Annotated in this window: 3 protein-coding genes; all 3 read left to right on the top strand. The window is 27.4% G+C overall.

The window, feature by feature from the left end; genetic code table 11:
• The first annotated feature begins 1,573 nt into the window (after window positions 1-1,573).
• A complete protein-coding gene (locus B4G36_RS08130) occupies window positions 1,574-2,101 on the top strand; it encodes a hypothetical protein (protein ID WP_219035428.1) in 528 nt (175 codons plus the stop codon).
• A gap of 6 nt (window positions 2,102-2,107) precedes the next feature.
• Complete coding sequence (locus B4G36_RS08125; protein ID WP_291063254.1) at window positions 2,108-2,989, top strand: Abi family protein; 882 nt, start codon at window positions 2,108-2,110, stop codon at window positions 2,987-2,989.
• A gap of 253 nt (window positions 2,990-3,242) precedes the next feature.
• A complete protein-coding gene (locus tag B4G36_RS08120) occupies window positions 3,243-3,971 on the top strand; it encodes a hypothetical protein (protein ID WP_291063252.1) in 729 nt (242 codons plus the stop codon).
• Window positions 3,972-4,204 lie beyond the last annotated feature (233 nt).

Genomic DNA, 4,204 nt, shown 5'->3' with positions numbered 1-4,204 from the left:
AATTGAACGTCGAAAATCGCGGTCTTGTAATGCTTTGCATTCATGAATACCTTAAAAATAATAATAAATCATATGAATAACTTTTGGTTCGTTTTTTTTATCAAGAAAAAAAATGAACGTAATAAAATAATAAGCTACTAATTATCGTAAATTCAATTTAGAATTTCATCTCTATTTTTTCGCGCGCGCGTGCCTGTTTATAATATATTCCTCTTAAAAAGAAATTCCCCCGATAGACAAGTTTTAAAAAATACATTAATAAATGAAAACTAAAATTTAACACTAATTACTTTATGAAGATCATTTACTTTCTTCTTATGGTGTCTTCGGGGGATAGAGTGTGAATCTGTTTACTCTTTCATAATTTTACATAAGTTTTTAAAATTCAACATTAGTTTTAAAAGCCACTCCTTTTCCTGTACATCGCGCCAACTTTGTTTTTGGGAAAGGGGTTTTTGTTTTTACGTTATAAGTTTTACGCTTTACGTTTTACGGTTTTATTAATACTCAAATCCACTTTTTAATAACGAATTTTAGAGTTGACATACGATTTGCAGACGAGCTTCAATCCATTGAAACAAGCGTAAAAAAGATTAGTGAGCGTATGCGAATCATTTAATCTTTTTAGTGCGTAAAATGGTAATTGAACGTCGAAAATCGCGGTCTTGATTTTTTGATTACTTTTTGATCAAGCAAAAAGTAATATACCGAAGCTTATAAAGCTTCTCCTCTTAATCTCAAATGTGTTTTTTATCAAGAAAAAAAATGAATAATCTTAATCATGCATCTCAGCTTTTTGACACTCGCCTCCAAATCATATGACATTTTTTTAATTCCTTTTTCAATATTCAAATTCACTTTCTACAATGAGTTTTGTCATTCTTGACTTGTCTCAGAATCGCATCCTATATATTTGATTTAGACTCAACTCAAACAACTAACATCTAATCTGTACATCATACATTCAACTTATTACTTATAACTCATTACTTACAACTTAAAACAGGTAGTAGCCCCAATAAATTTGGAAAATGATATTAAACGTTTTAAATTTATTGTGCGAATAAAAAAGATAAAACGAATGCTTTCAAAGTCTCCTTACCGAGGCTCTGATAGAGAGCGTGTAAAGAAAGGTCAGCCCTTTACTTTACGATCCGTGTTTTAAAAATGCTATAAATACGGGGTATTGTTCTTTAAAAGAATGGAATAAACAAACAGACTTTGTCTGGTGGTTTTTTACGGATGAATGGAAATTGTTTCGTTCTCATTTTGTGTTGGGTTTTATGGAACGAGTCGAGATATGAAGAGGGGCGATTTCCTATCTTCAATTTAAATCGAGGTACGGCTAAGAACCTTTGACGAAATATCCGATAGAGAAAACCACCCCATAGAATGCAAATATACAAAATATGAGGTAGCGACAACCCTATTGGTCTTGCGTCATCTTAAATTAGCCGTTTTCGATAACAAGACTCGAGTTTAATAACTGTCGCTTAATTAATTATAGTCAAATATAGATAAATATTTTGTTACATGCAAATTTATATCTAATTAATTTAAAATAACATTAGAGTTGAGTGATAATAATAGAAAAGATAGATTAGTTTCACCTGCTTATAGAGAAAAGTTAGGTAAGTCTTTATTAAATAAGCGTATAGAATTAAACTATACCAGAAAAGATATTTCTATATTAACAACTATAACAGAAAACACAATCAATAGTATTGAAAAAGGTATAACTACCAATATAGATTATTACGTTGAATATGCAAAAGCCGTTCAGTACCCATTAGAAACATTATTAGACTTTAAAATTCCTCTTAAACCTCTCAATGAATTACCAAAAGATAGGATAGAATCTTTAAAATTGACATCAAAAATTAGAGAGCATATAGTAAATACTAACTTTCTTAATAAAGGTAAAACTGTTGCTGAAATAAAAGAGGAGTTAGTTCGGTTGAAATTAGTACCAAAAGAAATAACTTCTGTTGCTATCGCTGGTGTTATGAGGAACTTAAAAAACGATGAGTTGATCAGTTCAGAAGAAACAACTGGTAGAAAGGCAATTTATATTTTAAATCTTAATCAATACAAATATTGAAAATAAATGGCTGATACATTTACGAGTATAGAAAATCAAATTACTAAGCTGATTGATAGAGGTATGTTTTTTGACTTAGAGAATGATAAGATCAAAGAAATTTTATTAGATATTGGTTACTATAGATTAGGGTTTTATTGGTATCCATTCGAAATAGATGAAAATCATAATTTCGTAGAAGGGACTAAATTTTCGACTGTAATTGACTTGTATTATTTAGACGTAGATTTAAGATATTTGCTAATAAAATATATAAACAGACTAGAATTAAATTTTAGAACTAACCTAATTTACTGGGTTTCGATGCATTATAATAATAACTCGATTTGGTACACAGATCCTGCTATAATGTCAGAAGAATATTTGAAAGATATAAAATCACATTATAATAATAATTTTAAGAAAAAAAATATTCAAATTTGCAAACATCATCAAAAATATCCAGAAGATAAATATGCACCGTGTTGGAAAACATTTGAATACTATACATTTGGATCAATAGTTAAAGTATATGAGCATATTATCGATCAGGATGTTAGAAAAAAAATTTCTTTACGGTATTCGCTCAAGAAACCTGAAAAACTTCAGAACTTTTTAGATACTTTAGTCTTTGTTCGCAATAGTTGTGCACATAGCGGAGTTATTTATGATTTACATATAGATGAAGGAGTAAGTGGTATTCCTAATACTCCTTTTAACAATGAATACAGTCATAGTTTAGATTCTGCAATAAAAGCGTTAATATATCTGCTTAATAATATTTCAATTTCTAGAAAGAATGAACTTGAAATTAGATTACATGAATTATTCAATAAGTTTGAAAACAATGATGTTATAAAACAAATTATTGAAAAAAAATTAGGATATAGTTATTTAATAAAAGAATAATTGTATATTTGTAATATAATAGTGTCCCATTAATCATTTGCATTCGTGGTGCACTTAAAAAAAATAAACAGCCTTAGATATTATCTGAGGCTTTTTTTATACATAATATACCAGATTAATATAAGGGTTCTATATAGAACCCTTTGTTTATTTACACAATAATGGTTATAAATTAGTTTTGTTTGTATATTTGTTATTTATACGAAGCTAAAGCTATAATTGTTTCGTAAAAAAATATGTTAGCAGAAATTTTATGGAAAACTCAATAGAAGAATTTGAAGAAATTATTATTAGTTATTTTGAAGAAATTGAGGACTTTATTACTAAATCTAATACTTCTAGATTTAATTCAAATAAAAAATATAAAACTGAAGAATCAAAAATTGATAAACTTTCAGATTTTAGAATGTTGATAGATGGTTTATTTCTTAAAATTTCAAGAAATTTTTATACTCCAACCAAAGAAATAAATGATAATATATCTTATCAAATAAGTATTTGTGCTTCTTTTTTAAGGACACATTTTTTAATTAATAAATTAATAATGGATGGTGATATAATTGAAGCAACTACATTAATAAGAAAGCAATTAGAAGCATCTACGAGATTTTCAGAACTTGAGAAAAAAGAAATTATCAAGTTAACAAAAAAAACACCAAACGTTAATAACGAATCTAAAGGAGTTACAAAAGAATTATATTCGACTCTATCTGAAATTGCACACACAGGAAGTTTAGATGTAGCTAACTTAATAACAATTATAGACGAAAATGAAAAAATAGCAAGAGCAAACATCTTTCCATTTTTTAGTATTGATAGTCTGCAATCTTATAAATTCCAAGCTTATGTTTCCTTTAATTTTTTAGGTAAATATATCCTTTTTACTAAAAAAATATATCCAAAAAATAATATAGATCAAGAAATGAAAATGTTTGTCATTTTACACAAACTAATTAATGATATATCATTATTCAAAGATTAATTACAACTTCCGTTAAAATGTGTTTTGCAAAAAACGGGCTGAAAGTAAACTTTCAACCTGTGTTTTTTCCTCCCGCAAAATTGCTTTTACAATAACAATCAACTAATTTCGTTATAACAAAGCAATTTGCTTTAACGTACGAAATTGAACTATCGTTCAAATTCTCCACTGTTCTTCGCAAATCCTAAAAACGTTAGCTGTAATTATTCAATGAATGTAATCTTCCCTAAAAA

The organism is Empedobacter sp. UBA3239 (genome assembly GCF_002362875.1).
Taxonomy (GTDB): Bacteria; Bacteroidota; Bacteroidia; order Flavobacteriales; family Weeksellaceae; genus Empedobacter; species Empedobacter falsenii_B.
The sequence above is the reverse complement of the archived record's forward strand: the minus strand, read 5'-3'. Positions and strand labels throughout refer to the sequence as shown.

What these genes read in the sequence shown, in the direction of transcription:
- B4G36_RS08125 (WP_291063254.1), top strand. Translation starts at nt 2,108, where the DNA reads ATGGCTGATACATTTACGAGTATAGAAAATCAAATTACTAAGCTGATT.
- B4G36_RS08120 (WP_291063252.1), top strand. Translation starts at nt 3,243, where the DNA reads ATGGAAAACTCAATAGAAGAATTTGAAGAAATTATTATTAGTTATTTT.